Below are 21371 nucleotides of genomic sequence, written 5' to 3' on the forward strand. Positions count from 1 at the left end.
CTCTGGGGAATGGTTATCACCTCGGTTCCATGATGGGGTGATGCCCAGATCAGGTAGCAGGGCGAAACATCCCTGGTCACGGGGACTTCCAGCTCTCTTTCCAGCAGGCCAGGCGCGTCGGCGAACCATTCACTCCGTGGCTCGACAGGGCCAGGGGAAACCTGCGGTCGGGCCGCACACCGGCGTGATCAGAGGTGACCGCTGCGATCAGGCACTGTCTGCGACGGCGATGACGACAAGAGAACAGGTCGCATGGTGGAGCAGCGAGTGGCTGACCGGCCCGAGGAACAGCCCGGCGATGTGGCTGCGCCCGCGCGATCCCACCACCAGCAGGGCGGCGCCCGTGGAGACTCTACGCAGCACCTCCGCCGGATGGCCCCGTTCAATGTGTTCTACAAGCCTGGCTCCTGAATGCCGCTCGCCATGGCCAGCGAGCGCCTCGGCCAACAGGAGCCGTTCCGCGCCGGTTTGATCGATGCCGGTCTGATCGATCAGGGCCGGTGTACCCTCAAGAGGGCACCCGGCGACGGGTTCGCCCCAGGCGTGGACGACGTGTAGGCCGGCGTCGCGCAGGTCGGCCTCGGCGAACGCGAACTCGATCGCGGCGGCACCGCCTGGCGAACCGTCGACCCCGACGACCACCTCGTTGCGCGGTTGTGCGCCCATTTTGCGGATGACGGCTACGGGGCAGGTGGCCTGACCGGATACGCCTAGCGCGACCGAACCGAGCAGCAGTCCGCCGGCCCGCGAACCATCGACGCCAACGACGATCATGCGGTTTTCTTCCTCCGTCGAACAGCGACGATGGACGTGAGCGGGCAGTTGACGACTCACGAGGCGACTCGCCGGGCTCGCGCGTGAGCCCGGCGTTCAGGACCGGATCACCGCCACCGGGCAGTGGGCATGGTGCAGCACGCCGCGGCTGACGGAGCCCAGCACCACCGAACCGACCACGCTCCTGCCCCGCGAGCCCACCACAACCAGATCGGCCCTGGTGGACGCGTCGGTGAGAGCTTGGACGGGGTGAGCGCTCTGAACGTCCTCCACCACTTCCACCTCGGGGAACTTCTCCGGCCAGGCGGCGAGCCTGTCTCTCACCATGTGCTGGTGGAACCGGTGGACCTTCTCCACCTCGTAGGGGAACTCCGGCACGAGACCGGGCCCCGGCGGCCGCCAGGCGTGGACGGCGCGCAGCACGCAGCCACGCAGCCTGGCCTGCTCGAAGGCATAGGCCAGCACGGTCTCGCCTTCGGCGGAATCGTCGACGCCCACGACGATCTCACCGTACGGCTTGTCGGCGTCCGCTCTGACGACCACGACGGCGCCAGGCGCGTGACCGGCCACATGAAGGACCTTCGAGCCCAGCAGGGCTCCGGCGAAGCCCCCCAGGCCGCGACTGCCGATCACGAGTTCGGTGGCCTCCCCGGTCTGGTCACGCAGAGTCCTGGCCGGTGACCCTTCGATCAGCTCGGTCGTCACGCGGACGTCCGACCGGCATTCGGTGGCCGCTCTGACCGCCTCGGCGAGCACCTGCTCGCCGGCGCGGATCGCGAGGTCGGCCCAGTCGGGCGGAGGAAACGCGGCGACACCGTACGGCCAGCCCTCCACAACGTGGACGATCCGCAACGGCAGCCCTCTGCGGGCGGCGTCGTCGGCCGCCCATTTCACGGCCGCCGTGGCGGCAGGTGAGCCGTCCGTCGCGGCGATGATCGATTCGACCATGACTGCTCCTCCCACTCCTCCTGCGCTCCCATCTGACCGCAGCGCCGGCTGTTTCCCCTAGAGACGATCGTCCCGACACAGATGGGACCTTTGCCCTTTCCCGGATGCGGCCCTAGGCAGGCAGACGGGCGAAGCCACGCGTGCCGGGGTCGGACAGCCTGTCGCCGCCCGGTGACGCGCCAGCGTGCCAAGCCGTACGGCACACGCAGGGGATCCGCTGCGGTCAGGCCGGCCCGGCCGTGGCGGCTCTCCACCGTGACCGGGTCGCCGTCGCCGACGGCCGTACCGGGCGGAGTCGGCGGGATCGGTGCTGATCCCCTGTCCGGCAGGCCGTCAGCCTTCGACGCGGTAGGGACGCATCATCTCGTTGTCCTCGTGCTCCAGGATGTGGCAGTGCCACACGAACAGGCCGGCCCGGTCGAACATCACCTTGATCCGGGTGATCTCGTTCGGGTAGGCGATCACCGTGTCCTTGTACCCCTTCTCCCATCGCTCCGGAGGTCGGGCAATGCGGGCGAACGGCTGCCGGTCGACGGCCTGGAACAGAACCTCGTGGACATGGATGGGGTGAGCGTCCATGGTGAAGTTGTGGATCTCCCACACCTCGATGGCGCCCACTGCGGGGGTCTCGGTGATCGGATCGGACCACATCCTCGCCGTCCCATGTCCATCGATGGTACCGAGCAGCACCGCTGTCGGTCCGGCGCCGGAGATGACCGCGGAGTTGCGTTCCAGCAAGGCGACCTTGCGCGTCTTCGTCGCCGAGCCGAGGGGGGTGAACGAGGGCAGCGTGAGCTGGTCGGGAGCCACGCTGGAATCTCGTCCCGCCGGCGCCCGCACCACGAACTTCATCACCTGCCCCGTGGTCGCGGGATCAGCCGGCGCGGCCCTGGCATCTCCGCGGAAGACTCCGTCGGGAGCTTCGTTTATCAGGTACAGCTCCGTACCCGCCGGTAGGCGTGCGAAGTCCACGATCACATCCGCCCGCTCGGCCGGGGCGAGCAGAAGCCTGCCGAGTTCCACGGGCTCTGGCAGGAACCCGCCCTCCGAGCCGATCTGCCAGAAAGGCAGGGCCGCGGCCACCGGACGCTTCGCCACAGGGTTGGTCACGATCTTCAGTTCCAGGAACCGGGAGTTGCAGCCGTTGAGGAAGCGGAACCGGAAACGGCGTGGCTCAACCGGCAGAAAAGGCCACGTCCGGCCGTTGACCATCATGGCGGTGCCGAAGAACTCCGGATTCCAGATGGGTGACAGGTCGCTGCCGGGGATGTACGGCCCGGCGAACCGGTCGAAGTCTTCACGGCTGCCCGGATAGTGGAGCGAGCCGTCGGTGGCGAAGGACCGGTCCTGGATGACGATCGGAATCTCGCAGGACCGCCTGTTCACAGGGTCGCCGACCCTGGACGCCGGTCCCGGCAGGACCGGCGATGGAAGGTCGGAGGGACCACCTCGTAGAAGGTAGAACCCGGCCAAGCCCGCGTAGACGTTGAGCCGGGTCATGCCCAGCGTGTGATCGTGGTACCACATCGTGGCTGCCCGCTGGTCGTTGCCGTAGCGGAACACCGCCGATCCGGGACTCCACGGCGCACCGTCCCGGTTTGCGAATCTTGTCGCGAAGGTCGCGTACTGGGAGCCTTCGGTCGCATAGCCGGCAGGTATGTTCCTCGCCTGGGGCAGGTACCACGCCTCCGGGTAGCCGTCACTGTCATCAGAGTTGTGTCCCCCGTGCAGATGGGTGACGATCGGAACCGGCCCGCGATACCGGCCAGGGGTCGAGGTGAACACGGGACGCGAATCCCGGCCCGATGCCCCCCCGGGAGGGTTGGCCCAGTGCAGCGTCGGGTCCACCGGCAGCAGGTGCGGCAGGTAGTTCCCATCCCTGTCGACCAGCTCGTTCACCCATGTCACCCGTACAGGCCGGTCGGCCGTTGCCTCCACGGTGAACGCCGGGGAGCTGAAGGTCCACGGGTGCCGGACCGACCCGTACCCCCAGACCGTGGTGGCCGGGCTGCCCGAAGGCAGGATCTGCTGCCGGAACTGCCGGACCCCGATGACGTACTGATCGGCGGAGTCGTCCGCTGAGGAGACGGACGGCATGACCGGCGGGACGGCCAATGGCGTGACGTATTTGGCGATCGCCGCCGGATCCATCATGCCCTCGGGAATCGCCGCGCCCCCCAGGGCAGGGATCCCCCGGGAGACGAGGAGCACGGTCCCGCCTGCCCCCGCCTTCAGGAACTGCCGCCTCGTGATCACCCCGGCCTCCCTCCCGCGAAGCGGTACCGGTGAGAACGCACCTGGGCTGTGGCCGGCACGTTCGGTCATCGCCCAAGAACAATCAGGATTTATAGCCTCACAAGATGACAAAAGACCTGCCCTCAGTACATACCCATCACGTCTCGCTGCAACAGCCGACATCCCTGGCACGGGGCTGCCGAGTGCCGATCAATCGGTCTTTTGTAGCGTGGCGGTGTGGGCAGAACTCTCCGAGGTGTCAGCTTCTCGGTCGTGAATGACCGAGCTTGCAGCTCCTCGCCGTCGATGGGTTCGACGGTTCAGGCCGCGTCGTCGGCAGCGTGACTCACTGCCCAGTCCGCCACACCGCGCGCGGCGATGTTGCGGGCCGCGTTGACGTCGGCGTGCTCAGCGAAGCCGCACGACGTGCAGATAAATGTCGCCTGGCCAGGCCGGTTCTTCTTGTCCACATGCCCGCACACCGAACACTCTTGCGAGGTGTAGGCCGGATCCACGTGGACGACGGCGACCCCGGCGCGGGCCGCCTTGTAGGCGATGAAGCTTCCCAGCCGGCGAAAGCTCCATGAGTGCAGCGTGACCCGCTGGGGCTTGCGGAGCCGTACCCGCTCACGGATGCCCTGAAGGTCTTCCAGAGCGATGCCGCGTCCGGTGCGTTCTGCCTCGGTCACGATGCGTTTGGCGATGGTGTGGTTGGCGTCGGCGGCGAAGCGCGCCTCGGCGCGGCGGCGCTTCTTGAGCAGCCGCTTGGCGGACTTGGTGGCCTTGGCCTGCAGGCGGCGGCGCAGCTCGCGGTGACGGTGACGGACTGCGTTCAGGCCCTTGCCGCTGTGGTGAGCGCCATCGCTGGTGGTCGCGATGTTGGCGATCCCCAGGTCCACGCCGAGAAATCCGTCCGGGACGGCGACCGGCCGGTCAGGGACCTCGCAGGTGGCGATCAGGAACCACGTGCCGTCCCGGCAGACCAGGTCGGATTCGCCTTTCCGGTACAAGGCGAGCGTGGTGAGCTGTTCGGCGGACCCGGTGAACGCCACATTGCGCAACCTGCCCGCTGTCGTGGCAGATCGATACCGTGCGCGCGTCGATCCGCCACGACAGGCACCGGTCGTCGAACGGCTGCGCGGCATCGGCGCGGAAGGCGATCGGCTTGGAGGTGGCGCGGGCACGGCGCGCGGACCCGTGCCGGCCCAGGTTCCCGGCCCGGACGTTGGCGCGCAGCGTGGTGTAGGCGTCGGCGACCTTTTTGATCACATGCTGGGCGGCCTGCGCCCCCAGCCCGCGTGCCTTCAGCTCGCCGTAGGTGTGCTTGCGCAGCGCATACTCGCGCCGGGCCCCGGTCGTGAATGCGGCCTGCGAGGCGAGGTTCGCGGCGTCGTTGCACGCGTGCAGGGTCGCCTCCAGCGCCGCCGCCTGCTCAGGCGTCGGCAGGAGCTTCACCTGCACCACTAGCCTCATATCGAACACATTATCATTTGGTCGATGTCACCGTGATGGGAACCGAACCCGGATATCCGCCGGGGCCGCAGCGTGGTCTACAGCCTGCATGCGCACTTGGTCTTCACGCCCAAGTATCGGCGCGGGGTGTTTACCGACGAACTGCTGTCACGATGCGAGGAGATCATGACAGAGGTGTGCGACAGTTTCGGAGCACAGCCGCGCGAGTTCAACGGCGAGAACGATCACGTGCATCTGCTGGTGTACTACCCGCCCAAGGTCGCCCTGTCCACCCTGGTCAACTCCCTCAAGGGCGTCTCGGCCCGGCTGCTGCGCAAGGAGTTCCCCAGTCACGTCCGCACGTATCTGCGGGACGGGCACTTCTGGTCCCCGTCCTACTTCGCCGCCTCCTGTGGCGGTGCCCCGCTTTCGATCATCAAGGAGTACATCGAGAACCAGAAACGCCCGGACCAGCGTCCGGGCGGGGAGAGGGAAGCGATTCCTCCCGGGCGTGAACGCCCGGGGTTCCTCGCTAAATAGCGCTGAACTCCAGGCACGTGTCGCCTCTGTCCGGCTAGACGATTGAGTCCAAGGGATCGCCTGCGAAAATAGGGCGAGGGCGTTCAAGATCCGTTTGTGACGACAGAACTGAACACCCTCGCAACCGCACTCTATGTCAAGATCGACGACGCGGTGAAGGCATCGCCGGACCTGCTGCCATGGCGGCCGAAAACGGGGATCGCACCCGCCCTCAGCGACGCCGAACTCGTGACACTGGCGGTGATGTCGGCTCTGCTGGGCTTCACCTCCGAGCGGCGCTGGGTGCGCTATGCCCACACCGAACTGAGGGACATGTTTCCTTACCTGCCCGGGCAGTCCGGGTACGGAAAGCGGCTACGCAAAGCGTCCGGCCTGGTCCTGCACATGATCAGGATGCTGGCCGCCGACACCTCGCTGTGGAGCGACGACGTGTGGCTGGTCGACTCCACGCCGGTGGAGTGCGGCCGATCCCGGGAGACGGCCAAGCGCAGCGATCTGGCCGGGTGGGCGCAGTACGGCTACTGCGCGTCCCACTCGCGGTACTTCTGGGGATTGCGGCTGCACCTGTTGTGCACCCTGGGCGGGCTGCCGATGGCGTTCGCGCTCACCGGCGCCAAGGCCGACGAGCGCGAGACCCTGCTCGGGATGCTGGATTCGGCACCCGAGATGGTGGCCGCCCGTCCCGGTCAGACGATCATCGCGGACAAGAACTACTACGGCCGCGCCTTCGAGCAGGCCCTCACCGAGCGTGACCTGAGGCTGCTGCGCCCAGCCCGCAAGGGTGAGCCCGAGCGGGCCGGAGCACGCTTGTTCAAGCCGTTGCGGCAGACCATCGAGTCGATCAACCAGACCTTCAAGGGCCAGCTCGACCTGGAACGACACGGTGCCCGTACTCCTGCTGGCGTCATCATCCGCGTACTGACACGGATCCTGGCACTGACCGCCGCAATCTGGCACAACGACAAGACTGGACAACCGATCAAGCGATCCCTGATCGCCTACGACCACTAACTGTGACCGAAGCCCTTGGACTCAATCATCTAGGCGAGCGGGACGCTCCACACCAGCCGGGTGCCGCCTTCCGCCGGGGAGCCGATCTCGAAGAAGCCGCCGAGCTGTTCGGCCCGCTCCTGGAGGTTGCGGAGTCCGCTGCGCCCGCCGCCCTCGGGTAACCCCACCCCGTTGTCCCGCACGAGGAGGGTGAGCCGATCGCCGTCGACCTTCACCGACACGTCGGCCTTGGAGGCTCTGGCGTGGCGCACGATGTTGGACAGCGCCTCACGGAGAACGGCCGGCAGGTGTTCGGCGACCTCCGGCGGCACCCTGCTGTCGATCTGGCCCTCCATGGTCAGACCGGGCAGGAAGCCCAGGTGCCCGCGTGCGCCCTCCACCAGGTCGACGAGCTGGGCGCGCAGGCCGCTGTCGCCGTCCTGGTGGGGGATCTGCAGGGCGAAGATGGTCGAACGGATCTGCCGGATGGTGCCGTCCAGCTCGTCGATCGCGTTCTGCAGCCGGGAGGAGGCCTCGGGCTTGTCGACGAGCCGTACGGTGCTCATCAGCGTCAGGGCGATGGCGAACAGCCGCTGGATCACCACGTCGTGCAGGTCCTTGGCGATGCGGTCACGGTCTTCCAGCAGCCCCAGCCGCTCGGCGTCCATCCGGCTCTCGGCCAGCTCCAGGGCGATCGCGGCCTGCCCGGCGAAGGAGTGCAGCATGCCCAGCTCCGCCAGGCTGAACGGGATACGGCCCGAGCGCTTGCCCAGCCACAGCACGCCGCGCACGGTCCCCACCGCGCCGATCGGCACGGCGGCGACGGGTCCGAGCGACGCCCGCCCGGCGATCACGACCGAGATCTCCTCCTCACCCGGATCGGTGACCATGAGCGGCTCACCACTGGTGAAGGCCCGGCCCGCCAGGGAATCGGCGACCGGCGCCTCGACATGGACCGCCCGATCGCCGACCGGCCCGTCAGTGATGATCACTTGGAGCATCCGCCCGGCCTCATCTGGCAGCAGAACCGCCACGATGTCGGCGCCGGCCATCTCCCGCGCCCGCCGCGCTATCAACATGAGCACCTCTCGGGGCTCCGCCCCGGACAGCAGGCTGGTGGTGACCTCCGAAGACGCCTGCAGCCACATCTCGCGCCGCCGGCTCTCCTCATACAGCCGGGCGTTCTCGATGGCCACCCCGGCCGCGGTGGCCAGCGCCGTGACGATCGCCTCGTCCTCCTCGTCGAACTCCCCTCCCCCGCGTTTCTCGGTGAGGTAGAGGTTGCCGAACACCTCGTCGCGCACCCGGATCGGCACGCCCAGGAAGGAGCCCATCGGCGGGTGGCCCGGTGGGAAGCCGTAGGACTCGGGGTGGTCGCAGATGTGCCCCAGCCGGAGCGACTGCGGCTGCTTGATCAGCAGGCCCAGCAGGCCCAGCCCGTGCGGCCAGTGCTCGATCCTGGCGATCTCCTCCTCGGTCAGCCCCACGGGGATGAACTGGGTGAGCGTGTTCTCGTCACCGATCGCGCCCAGGGCACCGTAACTCGCGTCGACCAGGGTGATGGCGGTCTCCACGATCCTGCGCAGCACCGTCTCCAGATCCAGGTCGCTGCCCACGGAGACGACCGCGTTCAGCAGGGCGTGCACCCTGTCCCGGGTGGCCAGCACCGCCTCCAGCCGCACATGCAGCTCCGACAGCAGCTCATCCAGCCGCATGTGCGGAATCAGCGCGCCCGGCTCGATCTCCCCCATGTACCAAAGTCTCGCACCTGAGCGGATGGGCGCATCCGACAGGTCTTTCCGGGCCCGGACGGCTCGCCTCGGATGAGCGCCGCCTTCGGCTGAGGTGTGCCGCGCCGGCCGGATGACCTGCATAGCCGAGATGTCCGATTTCTGGAGGGGCAGCGGTGACTGTTGTGGTTTCTGTTTAAATGTCTGGCAATCATGGCGGCTCGGGCTCTTGGCCCGGGTGGCCGTGGTGGAGCCCGGCCGGCGAATGGAGGCACGACGGATGGTGGCGGACGGCGCCAAGGCCGCGGGGCGGGTGGTCTCACCGGTTCTGGTGGGGCGAGAGGAACAGTTGCGGCGTCTGGTGGCCGCGGTGAGCCGTCCGCCCGCCGTGGTGGTGGTGGAGGGCGAGGCGGGCATCGGTAAGACCCGCCTGGTGACGGAGATGGCCGCGCACGCCGATGTGGCGGGACGACTGCTGATCAGCGGAGCGTGCCGGCGGATCCGGGAGCCGTTTCCGCTGGGGCCGATCGTGGAGGCGCTGCGCGGGACGAGCGAGCTGCTGGTGGCGGCCACTGAGCTGTCGCCGGTCGCGGGTGCGTTGCGGGGGTTGCTGCCGGAGCTGGCGCAGGTGCTGCCGCCGGCGTTGGAGCCGCTGGATGATCGGGCGGCCGAACGGCATCGGCTGTTCCGCGGTCTGGCCGAGGTGCTGGGGGTGCTGGGTCCGGCGGTGCTGGTGGTGGAGGACCTGCACTGGGCGGATGAGCAGACGGTGGAGTTTCTGGCCTATTTCCTGGCGGTGCTGCCGGACCGGGTGTCGGTGGTGCTGACGTATCGGGGGGAGGAGGCCGGGACCGGGATCCGGGAGATGACAGGGCGGCCGGCGGACTCCGTCTTTCACGATCATGTCGTGCTGGCGGGGCTGGACGCCGAGCAGACCCGCACGCTGGCGGCGGCGATCCTGGAGGAGGAGGGCGTCACCCCTGAGTTCGGGGCGCATCTGTATGAGCTGTCATCGGGGTTACCGCTGGCGGTTCAGGAGTTGCTGGCGCTGTTGCGAGCGCGGGGGGCGTTGATCCGGCTACGGAGCGGACGGTGGGCGCGCAAGGCGCTGGAGGAGCTGGACGTGCCGCCGGGGGTGCGCGATTCGGTGCGGGAGCGGGTAGGCCGGTTGCCGATGGCGGCGCGGGAGGTGGCTGAGGCGGCGGCGGTGTTGCAGGTGCCGGTGACGGTATCGACGCTGACCGGGGTGGCCGGGCTGTCTCGGGCCGAGGCGGTGGCGGGGCTGGATGTACTGCTGGTGTCCGGGCTGCTGGCCGAGCGGGACGGGATGGTGGTTTTCCGGCACGTGCTGGCCGCGCAGGCGGTGTACGGGGGGATCCCGCTGGGGCGGCGGCAGGATCTGCATGCGCGGGCGGCAACCGCGGTGCGTTCGGTGGAGCCGGTGCCGCTGGGGCAGCGGGCGCATCATCTGCGCCAGGCCGGCCTGTTGCAGGAGTGGGTGGGCGTCGCCGAGCAGGCTGTCGAGCAGGCGTCGATGCTCGGTGACGATGCCGAGGCGGTGCGGATCCTGGAGGATGTGCTGCGCAACGCGCCGCTGGAGCCCGAACGCCGGGGACACCTGGCGGCGCGGCTGGGCTGGGCGGCCTGTCAGGTGCTGCGCCCCCCGAAGGTGATCGACCTCCTCTCGGAGGCGCTGGAGTCGGAGCAGCCCGGCCCGTTGCGCGGGCAGCTGCACTTCCTGGTCGGCCTGCTGCAGGAGAGGCTCGGTGATGATCCCAGTGTGCAGCGCCGCGCCTTCGCGGCGGCCGTCGACGACCTGGGCGACCGGCCTGACCTGGCGGCGTGGGTGATGACCGGGCTGGGCAGGCCGATCGATCCCGCCGTGCCGCCGGCCGAGCACGCCTACTGGTTGAACCGCGCGCTGGAGACCGTGCCCGCCATCGGTGATCCGGTCGAGGAGGTCTTCGTGCTCGGCAAGATCGCGATGTCACTGAGCGGGATCGGCGATCCGCGCTGGGCCGCCCTGACCGAGGACGTCCACCGGCGGACCGCTGGCAGGCCGCGGCATCGCCAGGAGGTCAACGCCTACCGGTCCATCGCGGAGAACGCTTGCTGCGCCGGGCATTTCCAGACTGCGGACCAGTTGCTGAGCGCCGCGACGCGGGGCGCGGCCGAGGATGACTCATCCGGCGAACCACTGGCCAGGTGCCGGCTGGTCGGGCTGCTCCTGGCCTATGGCCGGGGCCGGTGGGCCGGGCTGGATCAGGAGGTCGCGGCGCTGCTGGAGGAGTACGGCGGGCGGCCGTCCGATCGGATCACCGCCGAGACGGTCGCGGCCTGCCTGGCGCTGGCCCGCGGCGATCTGGACACTGCCCGGCGCGACCTGCCCGACGTCGTCCAGCGCACCATGGCGCTGGGCGGATACGAGCTGCTTCCGCTGTCGGTGACCGGGTTTTTGCGACTGTCCGCCGCGCAGGGCCAGGCGGAGGCGGCGCTCAGGGCGACCAGTGCGGCGGTCGCGGTGTGGGAGATCAAGGGGCTGTGGCCGTTGGCGGTGCGGGCGGTGCCCGCGCTGGTCGAGGTGATGGCCGGGGCCGGCCGGCAGGCCGAGGCCGCCGACCTGATCGGCCGGGTGTCGACGGCACTGGACGGGCTGGATGCTCCGCTGGCCGCGGCCGCGCTACCGCACGCGCGTGGCTACCTGGCCGCCGACCTCGGGGACGGCGCGGCGCATTTCCTGGCGGCCGCGTCCGTCTACGACCGGCTGGGTGCCCCGTACGAGGCGGCCCAGGCCCGTGAGCGGGCGGCCGGATGCCTTTTCGCCGCCGGGGACGAGGACGGCGGGGAACCGCTGCGCGCGGCGCACGCGGCGTTCCAGGAGCTGGGAGCTCGGTGGGATCTGGATCGCGCCGCGCAGACGGCACGCCGGCACGGTGTGACGGTGAAGGGACGGCACCCCAGCGGCCCGCATGGCTACGGCCCCGCCCTCTCCCCCCGGGAGCGGGAAGTCGCCGAACTGGCCACCGCCGGGCTGACCAACCGGGAGATCGGCAAGGAGCTGTTCCTGTCACCCAAAACGGTGGAGAAGCATCTCAGCGCCGTGCTGCGCAAGCTGGGGGTCCGCTCTCGCGCCGCCTTGGGGACGCATCTGGGCCCGAACCGCCACGCGCCATAAAGCGAGGGCGGGCCCCGTACGGCATGCCCCCCATGGGACCCCGCTCAACCGCCGTCCCCCGAATGGGGGATGTCCCCCATAGTCCCGCTGGACCGGGCAGGCGACGCTAACGACATGTCCGAAACCGACTCAACGGGTGGCCACCACCCGGCAGACGACACCGCCTCAGACGGCACCGGCCAGAAAGGACCGGCGTTCCCCACCCCCACGCCGGATGAGGCGGCCATCGAACCCCCCGACGACACCCCTGAGGGGTTCGAGCCGGTCTGACGCCCTTCTCACCCTCCGTTCCCCCACCCGAAAGGGCAGTTCCGCATGTCTGCGCACAGATCCCATGACCGGCCGCCGCCGGACGGCCTCGGCACCCCACACGTCCGCACCAGTGCGAGAAGAAAGGTGATGCGCAGGGGGTCGCTCCTGGCGGCCTCGATCATGGTGCTGGGCACTCTGGTGGCGCCGGGCTCGCCGGCCGCCCTCGCCCAGGAGCAGGAGCCCGCACCCGCCGCCCCGACGACGGGGCCGGTCACCGGACCAATCGCGCTGGCCGGGCTGGGCGCGGGCACGCACACGATCACCCTGGTCACCGGGGACACCGTCCGCCTGAACGAGGCCGGCGGCGGCAAGTACGCCGTGAACCCCGAGCCGACCGCCCGCCCCGACGGGACCCGGGCGCAGTTGTCCACGACGGCCACCCCGGACGGGGTGTACGTCACCCCCAGCGACGCCATGCCGGCGATCCAGGCCGGGCTCCTGGACCGGGAGCTGTTCAACGTCAAATACCTGGCCGAGAACGGCTACACCGACGACAAGACCAAGCAGCTGCCGGTCATCGTGCAGTACCCGCGGCAGCAGTCCGACGCGGCCATCGCCTCGGCCGCGAAGGCCATCCCGGCCAGCAAGCCGACTCACGCGCTGGAGAGCATCAACGCCTCCGCGGTGAACGTCACCAAGGCCGAGGCGGGCACGTTCTGGTCCGCGGTGCGGGCCGTACCCGAGAAGACCGGCGCCGACGGCACCGCCGGGCTGGCCAACACGCCCGGCACGCTGCGCGGCGGCATCGCCAAGGTGTGGCTGGACCGCAAGGTCAAGGCCGACCTGGACGTGAGCGTCCCGATGATCGGCGCGCCGCAGGCCTGGGCCGGTGGCCACGACGGCGCCGGGGTGAAGGTCGCCATCCTGGACACGGGTATCGACGCCGATCACCCCGACCTGGCCGGCAAGGTCACCGACAGCAAGTCCTTCATCCCCGGCGAGGAGGTCAAGGACGGGCACGGCCACGGTACCCACGTGGCCTCCACCATCGCCGGGTCCGGGGCCGCCGCGGACGGCAAGTACAAGGGCGTCGCACCCGGCGCCCAGCTGATCATCGGCAAGGTGCTGAGCAACGCGGGCACCGGAACGGACTCCGCCGCCATCGAGGGCATGGAGTGGGCCGCGGCCAGCGGCGCCAAGGTGATCAGCATGAGCCTCGGCAGCGGACCCACCGACGGATCCGACCCGGCGAGTCAGGCGGTCAACGCGCTGAGCGCCTCCACCGGCACCCTGTTCGTGATCGCCGCCGGTAACCTCGGCGCCTCCGGGGCCGAGACGGTCGCCTCTCCCGGCACCGCCGACGCGGCACTGACCGTGGCCGCGGTGGACAAGGACGACAAGTGGGCCACCTTCTCCGGCCAGGGGCCGCGCTTCGGTGACGGCGCGCTCAAGCCCGACATCGCCGCCCCCGGCGTGGCCATCGTCGCCGCGCGCGCCGCAGGCACCTCGATGGGCACTCCCGCCAACGAGCACTACACCGCCGCCGCGGGCACCTCGATGGCCACCCCGCATGTCGCCGGAGCCGCGGCGATCATGGCCCAGCAGCATCCGGACTGGAAGGGGCCGCAGATCAAGGCCGCCTTGATGTCCACGGCCAAGGACGACGACCTGACCGTGTACAAGCAGGGCGCGGGCCGGGTCGACCTGGCCAGGGCGCACGCCCAGCAGGTCTTCGCCACCACCGCCGGGCTCGACTTCGCCACGATCGAGGACGACAGCCGGCCCATCACCCGGGACCTGACCTACACCAACCTCGGCGGCCATCCGGTCACCCTGACCCTCACCGCGGCCCTGCGCACGTCCGACGGCACCGCGGTGGAGGGCGCGCTCAGCCTGACCGGCTCCACGCTCACCGTGCCGGCCTCCGGCACCGCGACCACCACCGTCACCCTCACCCCCAAGGGCCTGGCCCTGGACAACTACACCGGCGCCGTGACCGCGGTCGCCGACGCCGTACAGCTGCGGACTCCCGTGGGCGCGGTGCGCGCCGCCCCCAAGGCCACGCTCACCATCCACACCCTGGGCCGGGACGGCAAGCCCCACAGCCCCTGGGCCCAGGACACCATCGACGTGTCCGGCGACAGGGGCCTCATCACCACGACTCTCCTGACCGAGGAGGGGACCACGGTCACCCGCGTCCCGCAGGGCACCGTCAGCGTGACGCAGATCCTGGACTGGACCGACGAGGACGACCGGTACAACCTGGCGTACCTGATCAATCCCGAGATCACGATCACCGGGGACACCGAGATCACCCTCGATGCCCGGCAGGCCTCCCAGGTCCGATTCACCACCCCGAAACCGGCCGAACCGCTGAACAACGACGTCGTCTTCGCCTTCCAGCGGACCGTGTCCAACGGCGGCTCCTACATGGGCGCCGTATCGGTGAACTCGCCGGTCGGCTCGTGGGCGCGGTTGTGGGCCACAGCCACGCAACGGGTCACCAAGGGCAGGTTCCGCTTTCACACCCGGTTCACCCTCGGCCAGGCCGAGGTCGCCATGAGCGTCCGCAAGCCGGGCAGGCTCACCCTGCACCCGGCCGCCCCGATGCACGGCTTCGACGTCTACGGGGAGCACCGGCAGGAGGCCACCTTCCCCGACTTCCGGCCGTTCACCGGGACGCGCGACCTGGAGGTCGTCGACGTCGGCGAGGGCAGGGCTGAGGACATCGCCGGCCGCGACCTGCGCGGCAAGCTCGTCCTCATGGAGGTGCCGAAGGCGCCGGGGATCTTCGGCCCGGCGTGCGGCGTCCAGATCGAGCGGATCGGCCCGATCCGCGACGCCGGTGCGGCCGCCATCGCGCACTTCCCGATGGCCGGCACCGGCTGCCCGATCCCGCTCGCCATCTCCCAGAAGCCGTTCACCGGCGAGCCCAAGCCCGTCGGCATCCCCAACGTGTCCCTGCCCGCCAAGGACGCGCTCGGACTGCGCAAGCAGATCGCCGGAGCGCGGCCGGTCACCATCCGGGTGACGGGCACCGAGGAATCTCCCTACACCTACACCTTCGCCCCGTACGAGGAAGGCCGCGTGCCGCGCTCACTGCACTACACCTTCACCGACCGCGACCTGGCCCAGATCGACATGGACATCCACACCGTCGCACCCGAGCGGTACGGCGACTGGCGATACGCGTGGAAGGTCGACGACGTCCTCCCGCTGGCGTCGCAGCCCTCGCTCTGGGGCGTCCCCAGGCTGACCGCGCAGCAGAGGCGTGACTGGGTCGGGCCGCTCGACCCCGAGGTCGTCAGCTCGCACGGCATGTGGGAGATGCCCAACCCGCAGGGGGTGGAGAGCATTCGGCCGCAGTGGGCCCTGGAGGTGTTCGACAAGCCCGTCCGTCTCAAGCAGTCGTGGCTGACCACCCCGTTCACGCCCGGTGCCGCGACCGGCTCGGACAAGCTCTACAAGCTCGCCAAGCCCGGTGCGAGCCTGGGCTGGAGCTTCCGATGCATGATCTGCGTGCAGGGGAACACCCTCTGGGCGGAGTTCGAGCTCAGCAACGGCGCGCCGGGCAGCCGCCAGTACAACGCCGACTACTGGAAGGGGCCCTTCGAGCCGGGCTTCGACGTCCGCCTCTACCGGGACGGCAAGGAGATCCCGCGCGCCCCGGTCCTCGGATCCGACATCTTCCCGCACTTCAAACTGCCGGAAGGCGCCGGGACCTACCGGCTGACCGCCAAGAACGCCGGGCACGACACCGAGTGGACCTTCCGCACCCCCGTGGCGACGGAACAGCTGCCCGGATCCGTCTGCTCCCTGGAGGCGCTGTACGGCACGGCCGACCGCTGCAAGCCCGCACCGGTGGTCTTCGTCAGCTACGACCTGGGTGACACCCTGGCCACCGACAACACCGTCCCCGCCGGCCGCAGCCACACCTTCACCGTCTCCCCCTATCACTCCCCGTCGCCCACCGAGATGCCCGACATCGCCGGGCTGAAGCTGTGGGCCAGCACCGACGACGGCGTCACCTACACCCCCGTCTCCGTCAAGCCCAACAAGGACGGCAGCTACACCGCCACGACCCGCTACCCCGCCTTCGATGCCACCAAGGGCGCCGTGACCCTCAAGGTCGAGGCCTGGGACAAGGCGGGCAACACCATCAAGCAGACCACCAGCCGCGCCTTCGACCTGCGCGACAAGACCACAAGCGGCCACACCATCCAATAACCACATAATCCATATAAAAAGCCGCCGGGTGGCGGGGATCTCTCCCCGCCACCCGGCGATTCCGCATCCCCACCCGACTCCCCGCCGGCACACCCGCGTCATCGCCCTCAGCCACCGGAACCGACCGCCTCCGTATCGGGCGGTGATCTTCCAGGTCCCTGATCCATCCAGGTCACGCCCCCTCGCGCCGCTGGTCGAAAGACCTCGGTATTGAGGACCTCCGGCCGCTGCCTCACCGGTCCCGGGGGCAGTGAGATGGAGGTGCGGGGAACCCGGCAGGGAGCAGGCGGGGCAGGCCGTCGTCGGCGGGCCTGGAGAAGCGGGTCCGGCGACGCGCGGGCCCGGCCGGCCCGGGCCGCGTGTACGCCAAGGAGGTTCAGTGATGCGCGTGAAGGTCAAGGACGTCATGACCACAGAGGTGGCATCGGTCAACGGCAGCACGCCGTTCAAGGACATCGCCGAGGTGCTCATCGCCCACGGCGTGAGCGCGGTCCCCGTCGTGGACGGCGAGGGGCACGTCATCGGGGTCGTCTCCGAAGCCGACCTGCTGCACAAGGAGGAGTTTCGGGAGCGGTACTACCGCGAGGGATACCAGCCGCCGCTACGTGCCCGGTTACGCCACCGCCTGAGCTCCAAGGGCGGCGACGGCAGGGACAAGGCCCGCGGTGACACCGCCGCGGAGCTGATGACCGCCCCCGCGGTCACGATCCAGCCGCACGCCTCGATCGTGACCGCGATGCGGCTCATGGAGGAACACGGGGTCAAGAGACTGGTCGTCGTGGACGGCGAAGAGGTTCTCCAAGGCATCGTCAGCCGTACCGACCTGCTGAAAGTCTTCGTCCGCAGCGATGCCGACATCGCCGACGAGGTGCGTGAGGAGATCCTTGAGCGCTCCCTGTGGGCGCTTCCCAACGAGGCCGCCGTCACGGTCTCGGGCGGGATCGTCACGCTGACCGGTCGCATGCAACGGCGGGGTGACACCCAGCTCGCGGCACGGCTGGCCCGCCGGGTGAACGGGGTCGTCGACGTGGTGGACGAGCTGGAGTGGAACGTGGACGAATCCTCCGCCTGGAGAGGGCGGTAGGGCCGATGTCCGGACGTGTCCCCCGCCGCCGTGGAGACCCTCAGATGCGAGACGCCGAGGTCTCCGCCAGATCGTCGTGGTCGTAGAGGGCGTCGACCTCCAGGGCCACGACCCCTTCGACCTGGCGTCCGGCCTCGACGAGCTGGGCGATCTGCGAGCGGTTGGCCAGCCTTCCCCCGACATGGACCACACCGGCGTCCACCGTGACCGTGAGTGTCCGCGCGTCCAGGCGCAGGCGCGCGATGGCCGCCGCCACGTCCGCCAGAATGTCGGGCGCCCGCCTGGTGAGGATCTTCAAAAGGTCCACCTGGTGCAGGGTGCCGGCGATCTTACCGCTGGTGGCGTCGACCACGGGGAGCTGCATGATCCGGTTCGCGTGCATCAGACGGGCCGCCTCCGGCACCGAGGTCTGGCGGGTGACCGTCAGCGCCGGGCTGGTCATGACCTCCCCTGCGGTCATCCCGGCCGCTCCGTCGTGCTCCTGCCGCTCCCCGCGGCCGTCCACGGTGCTTCCACAGGGTGAGTCGCCGATCTCCTTCAACAGCAGGTCGTCCTCCGACACCACCCCGATCGGCCGCCCGTCGGTGTCGATCACGGCAACGGCCCCAACCTTGAAGCGACGCATGGTCTCCGCCAGTTCGGCGAACGTCGCCTCACGGTGAACGGCGATGGCCACCGCACCCATGACGTCGTTGACCTGCAGTGTCATTGTCCTCCCCGGCTTTCTCCCACACGGTTGTTCTGGTCGGTCCTCCTCCCATGGTCCGCGGGAGAGACCCTGAGATGGCAGGGCGGAAGGTCCCGGGGGCATGGGACCTTCCGCCTCAAGGGCCTCTCGGGACGGCCACCCAGGCAGACGCGGCCGGGGCGGATCCTCGGCCACGAGGCGGTGGGCACCGTGGTCGACATGGGCGGCGCCGTCGGCACGCTCCGTCCCGACCCTGCTCACCGTGGTCGAGGCGGGGCAGCTCGACGCCGGCCACCTGATCACCCACCGCTTCGCCCTCGACGACGTCACGCAGGCCTACGGGGTGTTCGCCGATCCCGTGCGCGGCGGTGCGCTCAAGGCCGTCCTGACACGGACCTGACCGCGGGGCCGTCCGGACCGGAACGGGGTATGCCGCCGGAGCGCATGGAGGGCAGGACATCCGGAAAGGAAACGGTTATGGTCGAGCGTCAGCGAGTCGTCGTCATCGGAGGAGGGTTCGCGGGATTCACCGCGGCCCGGAGCCTGTCGAAGCTGGCCAGGGGCGCCGTCGAGATCGTCCTGGTCAACCCGACCGACTACTTCCTCTACCTGCCGTTGCTACCGGAGGTGGCGGCCGGAATCCTCGACCCGCGGAAGGTCGCCATACCGCTGTCGGGTCACAACCGCGGCATCCGGCACCTGCTCGCCACGGTGGAGTCCGTCGACGTCGGGGCACGGCGGATCGTATGTGTCACCCCCGAGGGCGAGCGCCGCGACCTCGGTTACGACCGGCTGGTGATCGCGGTGGGCAGCGTCAACAAGCTGCTTCCCATCCCGGGGGTGGCCGAGCACGCGCACGGTTTCCGCAGCCTCGCCGAGGCCCTCTACCTCCGTGACCACCTCATCCGCCAGATCGAGCTCGCCGAGGGCACGAACGATCCGCAGGAGCGGAAGGCGCGCTGCACCTTCGTGGTGGTGGGCGCCGGCTACACCGGGACCGAGGTGGCGGCCCAGGGCCAGTTGCTCACCCAGGACACCGTACGGCGGCGCGGCGGCCTGCACGGCCGGCCCGTCCGCTGGATTCTCGCCGACATCGCCCCGCGCATCCTTCCCGAGCTGGACCAGCACCTGTCCGACGTCGCGCACCGGACGTTGGCCGAGCGGGGGGTGGAGATCCGCACCGGTACGAGCGTGACCGAGGCAACCTCGGAAGGGGTCACGCTCTCCGACGGCGAGACCGTGCCGACGCGCTCCCTGATCTGGTGCGTCGGCGTCCGGCCCGACCCGCTCGTGGAGTCGCTGGGACTGCCGACCGAGAAGGGACGGCTCCTCGTCGACGAGTATCTGAGCGTGCCCGGCCATCGGGAGATCTTCGCCTGCGGCGACGCCGCCGCGGTGCCCGACCTCACCCGGCCGGGCCACTACACCGCCATGACCGCCCAGCACGCCACCCGCCAGGGCAAGCAGGTCGCCCGCAACATCGCCGCCTCCTACGGTCACGGCGAGCGGCGCCCCTACCGGCACAACGACCTGGGATTCGTCGTCGACCTGGGCGGCGTGAAAGCCGCCGCCAACCCGCTGGGCATCCCGCTGTCCGGAGTGGCGGCGAAGGCGGTCACGCGTGGCTACCATCTGCTGGCGGTTCCCGGCGGCCGGACGCGCATCGCCGGAAACTGGCTCCTGGACGCCCTGCTGCCCCGCCAGACGGTCCAGCTCGATCTGGTCCACGGCTCCGAGGTGCCGCTCGAGGTCCAGGAGGAGGTTCCCGAGGGCAGTCCGTCGCGCTGACCCTCCCCGCGGAACACCGCTTCAGCGGGTGCGCACGGCCCGCCACCGCTCAGGCGGGGTGCCCTTCGGGCAGGGGAACACCGGCCGGCACCGCGCGACGGTCGAGCAGGCCGGAGATCAGCGCGAGCAGAAGCGCCCCGGCCGCCATCAGGGCACCCACCCAGTTGGGGGCCGTGTAGCCCAGACCGGCGGTGATGACCAGGCCGCCGAGCCACGCGGCCAGGGCGTTGCCGAGATTGAAGGCGCCGATGTTGACGGCGGAGGCCAGGGTCGGCGCCGTCGCCGCGTTGTCGAGGACCCGCTTCTGCAGGGGTGGGACCGTCGCGAAGCCGAACACGCCGAGCAGGAAGATCGTGATCATGGCGGGCACCTGGGCACGGGAGGTGAGGGTGAAGGCGGCCAGCACCAGGGCGAGGCCTCCCAGGAGCATGTAGAGGCTGGGCATCAGCGCGCGGTCGGCGAGGCGCCCGCCGAGCAGGTTGCCGATCACCAGGCCGACGCCGAACAGCACCAGCAGCCAGCTGACCGCGCCGCCGGAGAAGCCCGCCACCTCGGTCATCATGGGCGCGATGTAGGTGAATGAGGCGAAGACGCCGCCGAAGCCGAGCACGGTCATCGCGATGGCGAGCCATACCTGCGCGCTGCGGAACACCACCAGTTCGGCGCCGACGTGGGTGGCGGCGGGACGAGGCCGGCTGGGGACCAGCGCCACGATGCCGGCCAGGCCGACGATCCCGAGTGCGGCCACAGCCAGGAACGTGGAGCGCCAGCCGAGGCTCTGCCCGATGAAGGTCCCCATCGGCACGCCGAGCACGTTGGCGAGGGTGAGCCCGGTGAACATGAACGCGATCGCGCTGGCCCGCCTGCCGGGCGCGACGAGGTCGGCGGCGAGGATCGAACCGACCCCGAAGAAAGCTCCATGGGTGAGGGAGGCCACGATGCGGCCGGCCATCATCACGCCGTAGGCGGGGGCCAGCGCGGAGAGCAGGTTACCCGCGATGAAGATCACCATCAGGGCGAGGAGCAGGTGTTTGCGGCGCATGCGCGCTCCGAGGATGGTCATCGGTGCCGCACCGGCCGCGACGCCGAGCGCGTAGCCGGAGATCAGGTAGCCGGCCACGGGGATGGAGACGCCGAACTCGGCGGCCACCTCGGGCAGCAGGCCGGCGATCACGAATTCCGTGGTGCCGATGGCGAACGCGCCGACGGCCAGCGCGAGCAGAGCGAGAGGCATGAGTCTTCCCATGTCGAACGACAAGTACAGGCGTCGACAATAGTTGCACACGCCCTATATCCGCAAACGCCTGCAGTGGTCATCGTCAAACGGATTGGGAGAGCGCCCCAGATGGAGGCGGGAACGATTTAAGCATTCACTCCTTATTCAGGATAAATAAGTGCTAATTTAGGACCTTCTTGGCCGCGGAACGGACCCGAGGGCCTCACCGCGTCGCGGCCACCGCGAGGCGTTCGATGGGGTGAGCACTCCGG

The 21371-nt window shown here is 69.8% G+C and carries 14 protein-coding genes and 1 pseudogene; 8 read left to right on the forward strand and 7 right to left on the reverse strand.

The features are described 5' to 3' along the window. Positions 1-207 precede the first annotated feature (207 nt). The 4 genes and pseudogenes from FHR32_RS35750 to FHR32_RS35765 all read right to left on the reverse strand — a co-directional run bounded on the left by FHR32_RS35750 (position 208) and on the right by FHR32_RS35765 (position 5430). Positions 208-834: a universal stress protein gene (locus tag FHR32_RS35750; protein WP_312882852.1), complete on the reverse strand. Its 627-nt coding sequence runs from the start codon at positions 832-834 to the stop codon at positions 208-210. A gap of 36 nt (positions 835-870) precedes the next feature. Continuing rightward, positions 871-1722: a universal stress protein gene (locus FHR32_RS35755; RefSeq protein WP_184758922.1), complete on the reverse strand. Its 852-nt coding sequence runs from the start codon at positions 1720-1722 to the stop codon at positions 871-873. Positions 1723-2055: 333 nt separating this feature from the next. Then, positions 2056-3978, reverse strand: coding sequence for a multicopper oxidase family protein (locus tag FHR32_RS35760; RefSeq protein WP_312882853.1), 1923 nt, complete (start codon positions 3976-3978; stop codon positions 2056-2058). Positions 3979-4277: 299 nt separating this feature from the next. Next, positions 4278-5430: pseudogene (locus FHR32_RS35765) on the reverse strand (RNA-guided endonuclease InsQ/TnpB family protein). Between the two features lie 54 nt (positions 5431-5484). Between FHR32_RS35765 and tnpA the strand changes: the two are divergent. Further along, positions 5485-5949 (forward strand): IS200/IS605 family transposase, encoded by a 465-nt coding sequence (gene tnpA / locus FHR32_RS35770; RefSeq protein ID WP_312882864.1) that lies wholly within the window; start codon positions 5485-5487, stop codon positions 5947-5949. 96 nt (positions 5950-6045) lie between these two features. Beyond that, the gene (locus FHR32_RS35775; RefSeq protein ID WP_184752293.1) at positions 6046-6960 is read left to right on the forward strand and encodes an IS982 family transposase; all 915 of its coding nucleotides are present in this window, start codon (positions 6046-6048) and stop codon (positions 6958-6960) included. A 29-nt stretch (positions 6961-6989) separates the two neighbouring features. On the opposite strand, the gene FHR32_RS35780 is transcribed toward FHR32_RS35775, so the two are convergent. Beyond that, a complete protein-coding gene (locus FHR32_RS35780; protein ID WP_184758924.1) occupies positions 6990-8690 on the reverse strand; it encodes a sensor histidine kinase in 1701 nt (566 codons plus the stop codon). Between the two features lie 244 nt (positions 8691-8934). Between FHR32_RS35780 and FHR32_RS46345 the strand changes: the two genes are divergently transcribed. The 4 genes from FHR32_RS46345 to FHR32_RS35800 all read left to right on the forward strand — a co-directional run bounded on the left by FHR32_RS46345 (position 8935) and on the right by FHR32_RS35800 (position 17407). Next, a complete protein-coding gene (locus FHR32_RS46345) occupies positions 8935-11844 on the forward strand; it encodes a helix-turn-helix transcriptional regulator (RefSeq protein ID WP_281391149.1) in 2910 nt (969 codons plus the stop codon). A 114-nt stretch (positions 11845-11958) separates the two neighbouring features. Next, positions 11959-12114, forward strand: coding sequence for a hypothetical protein (locus FHR32_RS35790; RefSeq protein ID WP_184758925.1), 156 nt, complete (start codon positions 11959-11961; stop codon positions 12112-12114). Positions 12115-12243: 129 nt separating this feature from the next. Continuing rightward, on the forward strand, positions 12244-16323 hold the full coding sequence (locus FHR32_RS35795) for a S8 family serine peptidase (RefSeq protein WP_184758926.1): 4080 nt from the start codon (positions 12244-12246) through the stop codon (positions 16321-16323). Positions 16324-16705: 382 nt separating this feature from the next. Further along, positions 16706-17407 (forward strand): CBS domain-containing protein, encoded by a 702-nt coding sequence (locus FHR32_RS35800; protein WP_184758927.1) that lies wholly within the window; start codon positions 16706-16708, stop codon positions 17405-17407. Between the two features lie 40 nt (positions 17408-17447). Here FHR32_RS35800 and FHR32_RS35805 read toward each other — a convergent pair whose 3' ends face one another. After that, positions 17448-18116 carry a CBS domain-containing protein gene (locus FHR32_RS35805; protein WP_184758928.1) on the reverse strand — a complete coding sequence of 223 codons (669 nt, stop codon included), beginning with the start codon at positions 18114-18116 and terminating at the stop codon, positions 17448-17450. A gap of 241 nt (positions 18117-18357) precedes the next feature. Between FHR32_RS35805 and FHR32_RS35810 the strand changes: the two genes are divergently transcribed. Next, a complete protein-coding gene (locus FHR32_RS35810; protein WP_184758929.1) occupies positions 18358-18495 on the forward strand; it encodes a hypothetical protein in 138 nt (45 codons plus the stop codon). A gap of 77 nt (positions 18496-18572) precedes the next feature. Further along, positions 18573-19883 carry an NAD(P)/FAD-dependent oxidoreductase gene (locus FHR32_RS35815; RefSeq protein ID WP_184758930.1) on the forward strand — a complete coding sequence of 437 codons (1311 nt, stop codon included), beginning with the start codon at positions 18573-18575 and terminating at the stop codon, positions 19881-19883. Between the two features lie 49 nt (positions 19884-19932). Here the strand turns inward: FHR32_RS35815 and FHR32_RS35820 are convergent, their stop codons facing one another. Then, positions 19933-21117 (reverse strand): MFS transporter, encoded by a 1185-nt coding sequence (locus FHR32_RS35820; protein ID WP_184758931.1) that lies wholly within the window; start codon positions 21115-21117, stop codon positions 19933-19935. Between the last annotated feature and the right edge of the window lie 254 nt (positions 21118-21371).

This window comes from Streptosporangium album, from assembly GCF_014203795.1.
GTDB classification, from domain to species: Bacteria; Actinomycetota; Actinomycetes; order Streptosporangiales; family Streptosporangiaceae; genus Streptosporangium; species Streptosporangium album.

Excerpts from the sequence above, each read along its gene's own strand:
- FHR32_RS35755 (WP_184758922.1), bottom strand. The coding sequence starts at position 1,722 with ATGGTCGAATCGATCATCGCCGCGACGGACGGCTCACCTGCCGCCACG.
- FHR32_RS35780 (WP_184758924.1), bottom strand. The coding sequence starts at position 8,690 with ATGGGGGAGATCGAGCCGGGCGCGCTGATTCCGCACATGCGGCTGGAT.
- FHR32_RS46345 (WP_281391149.1), top strand. The coding sequence starts at position 8,935 with ATGGAGGCACGACGGATGGTGGCGGACGGCGCCAAGGCCGCGGGGCGG.
- FHR32_RS35790 (WP_184758925.1), top strand. The coding sequence starts at position 11,959 with ATGTCCGAAACCGACTCAACGGGTGGCCACCACCCGGCAGACGACACC.
- FHR32_RS35795 (WP_184758926.1), top strand. The coding sequence starts at position 12,244 with ATGCGCAGGGGGTCGCTCCTGGCGGCCTCGATCATGGTGCTGGGCACT.
- FHR32_RS35800 (WP_184758927.1), top strand. The coding sequence starts at position 16,706 with ATGCGCGTGAAGGTCAAGGACGTCATGACCACAGAGGTGGCATCGGTC.
- FHR32_RS35805 (WP_184758928.1), bottom strand. The coding sequence starts at position 18,116 with ATGACACTGCAGGTCAACGACGTCATGGGTGCGGTGGCCATCGCCGTT.
- FHR32_RS35815 (WP_184758930.1), top strand. The coding sequence starts at position 18,573 with ATGGTCGAGCGTCAGCGAGTCGTCGTCATCGGAGGAGGGTTCGCGGGA.
- FHR32_RS35820 (WP_184758931.1), bottom strand. The coding sequence starts at position 21,117 with ATGCCTCTCGCTCTGCTCGCGCTGGCCGTCGGCGCGTTCGCCATCGGC.